Source organism: Erwinia sp. V71 (genome assembly GCF_965644245.1).
In the GTDB taxonomy this organism is placed as follows: domain Bacteria; phylum Pseudomonadota; class Gammaproteobacteria; order Enterobacterales; family Enterobacteriaceae; genus Erwinia.
Window position 1 is genome coordinate 1 of the sequence record NZ_CBFFRK010000220.1, and the last position, 2,405, is coordinate 2,405.

Below are 2,405 nucleotides of genomic sequence, written 5' to 3' on the forward strand. Positions count from 1 at the left end.
TCGTGATCGGAGATGGATGCCAAATCATGATCGACCTTGATGCCAAACCGTGATCGATTCACATGCCATTTTGCAGCAAACGGGCTTTCACGGCCTGAAATACACCGTCAGCGACCCGGCAGTCACCCATTACCGCCCTCTGATAGTGGTAATGCACGATGCCGATGACCTCGAAAAAGTGCAGTATCGCGCGCGCAAGCTGGGGGCTGATGCGCGTCTGGCCAGCTACTCGCTGACCGCAGTGGTCAGGGGGCACCGCACGTCTGATGGTCTGCTGTGGCAACCCGGTCAGCGTATTCACGTTATCAGTGAGCCGCACGGCATCGACGACGTGTTTTTCCTGATGGGACGTGAGTTTTCCGGCGGGCGGAATTCCGGCACCACCACCACGCTGCGCCTGAAAGAGGACGGCGTCTGGATACCGGATGCCTATCCGAAGAAGCGCAAAAAACGCAAAGGTAAACGTAAACAGGAACTGGGGATAGTCGATGTGGGACCAGCTTGATTCTCGCGTCCGCCGCATGATAGCGGGCGTAAGGCAGACTTTCAGGGGGCGTTTAACCCGCGTTAACAGCGCTTTAAAAGTGCAGCAGGTGCAGGCTAAGGGGCTGGCGGGTGAAACGCTGCAGGACGCAGAGCTGTTCCAGCACTTCGGTTTCACATCAAACCCGCCAGCGGGCACGCAGTGCATCATCGCGCCGCTGGGTGGCCAGACATCGCACTCGGTCATTATCGCGACGGAAAATGAGAAATACCGTATTACCGCACTGGCCAGCGGTGAAGTGGCGATTTATTCAGACGAAGGCGCTCGGGTGGTGATAAAAAAAGGTCGCATTGTTGAGGTGGACTGCGATATATATCGGGTGAACTGTAGGCAGTATGATGTCATCACCGAAGATTATGATGTTTCCGCCAGCAACATTGCTAATTTCGTGACGCCGTTGCTAAAAGCCAGTGACGAAATTGCTGATGGCCAGTCAACGATGAACACTATGCGTGAAACATACGACAGTCACGATCACCAGCACGGTGGCGATGCAGGAACGACAGAGAAACCAAATCAGCAGATGTAAATAAAAGCAGGTACGAAGATAATCATGACTGACTGGATTGACTGCAAAGATAACTTACCTCCTCTTGGTGTTGAAGTTCAGGTATTTATTCCTAAGCGTGCCGGACTTGGGCGATGCACGGTCACAGCGCTTGCGCGTTTTGAACCCTACGAAGATGCCGAAGTGTGGTACTGGGATAACGCTCATCCGGGAACGGGAAATACCTGTCTTCCAAAGTCCGTCACGCACTGGAAACCGATGAGTTCACCCCCTGACACTGGGGAGTAACTTGAACACGTCATCCCACTGAACCCCTTCACCTTATCCCTTTCTTTCCGCGCTGCAATCATAGCAGCGTGGAAAGACTCCTTGATCCGACAACCGGTGACTACACCGGAAAAAGCGAAACGTCTCTGGCCAATGCCGTTTATTTGCGCCTGATGATACCGCTCGGCTCTTACTGGGCTAACCCGGAAATCGGTTCAAAACTCCATTTGCTGAGGAGAGAGAAAGATGTAACGCGTGTTCGCACTCTGGCCAGTCAGTATGCAGAAGAGGCGCTTGCGCCTCTTACTGCCGCTGACGATGGCCGGGCAAAGTCCGTCAGCGTCGAAACATCCTCCCTGCGCAAAGGCTGGCTGCTGTTGCTGATTACAGTGATTCAGGCAGACGGCTCCAGAGTGACCTTTAAACAACCAGTGAGCGTTGCGTAATGCCTTTTACCGTCCCGGCCTTCGAAAAAATTCGCAGCGATATCCTCCGTGATATCCAGAACCTCAATGCGGACGCGGATATTTCCGAAGACAGCGACAATTATATTCGCGCCACTTCTGTTGCCAGCGTGGCAACGGGCCTTTATCAGCACCAGGCGTGGATCATCCGCCAGATTTTCCCGGACACTGCCGACACTGAGTTTCTGGTGTGGCATGCCCGCATCCGCAATATCTACCGCAAGCAGGCGACGACAGCCAGCGGCACCATTACGGTGACCGGAGAGCCAGGCGCGACGGCAGAGGCAGGCTATACCATCACGCGCGGTTCGCTGTCATGGACGACGACAGAAGCTGTCACGATTGGTTCTGACAGCAGCGGGACTGTTGCGGCTCAGTATTCATCAGCAGGTACAGCAGGTAACACCAGCGCTGCAGTATCAGGTGCATTCTCGTCTGTTCCCACTGGCTTTGACAGCACAGTGACCGTCGGCGTGATGAGCGGCGGCACGGACGATGAGACTGATGCCTCTCTGCTTGAGCGTCTGCTCGATGTTATCCGCCGTCTGCGTATTCCGACCCAAACCGACCATTGATTCCGATTTAATCCGATCGCACTTTCCGATTTAATTCGACCACGAAT

At 54.3% G+C, this 2,405-nt stretch carries 4 protein-coding genes and 1 pseudogene; all 5 read left to right on the forward strand.

The features are described 5' to 3' along the window. Window positions 1-76: 76 nt before the first annotated feature. A pseudogene (locus ACSZO1_RS22180) lies at window positions 77-505 on the forward strand (phage tail protein); the annotation flags it as partial. A gap of 16 nt (window positions 506-521) precedes the next feature. After that, complete coding sequence (locus tag ACSZO1_RS22185; protein WP_437616526.1) at window positions 522-1,073, forward strand: phage baseplate assembly protein V; 552 nt, start codon at window positions 522-524, stop codon at window positions 1,071-1,073. A gap of 24 nt (window positions 1,074-1,097) precedes the next feature. Further along, window positions 1,098-1,340: a DUF551 domain-containing protein gene (locus ACSZO1_RS22190; protein ID WP_437616520.1), complete on the forward strand. Its 243-nt coding sequence runs from the start codon at window positions 1,098-1,100 to the stop codon at window positions 1,338-1,340. Between the two features lie 68 nt (window positions 1,341-1,408). Then, window positions 1,409-1,765: a phage GP46 family protein gene (locus tag ACSZO1_RS22195; protein WP_437616522.1), complete on the forward strand. Its 357-nt coding sequence runs from the start codon at window positions 1,409-1,411 to the stop codon at window positions 1,763-1,765. After that, complete coding sequence (locus tag ACSZO1_RS22200; RefSeq protein WP_437616524.1) at window positions 1,765-2,358, forward strand: baseplate J/gp47 family protein; 594 nt, start codon at window positions 1,765-1,767, stop codon at window positions 2,356-2,358. Before ACSZO1_RS22195 ends, ACSZO1_RS22200 begins: the two co-directional genes overlap by 1 nt. Window positions 2,359-2,405 lie beyond the last annotated feature (47 nt).

Bases quoted from the DNA above. Each gene is read 5' to 3' on its own strand.
- ACSZO1_RS22185 (WP_437616526.1), top strand. From the start codon at position 522: ATGATAGCGGGCGTAAGGCAGACTTTCAGGGGGCGTTTAACCCGCGTT.
- ACSZO1_RS22190 (WP_437616520.1), top strand. From the start codon at position 1,098: ATGACTGACTGGATTGACTGCAAAGATAACTTACCTCCTCTTGGTGTT.
- ACSZO1_RS22200 (WP_437616524.1), top strand. From the start codon at position 1,765: ATGCCTTTTACCGTCCCGGCCTTCGAAAAAATTCGCAGCGATATCCTC.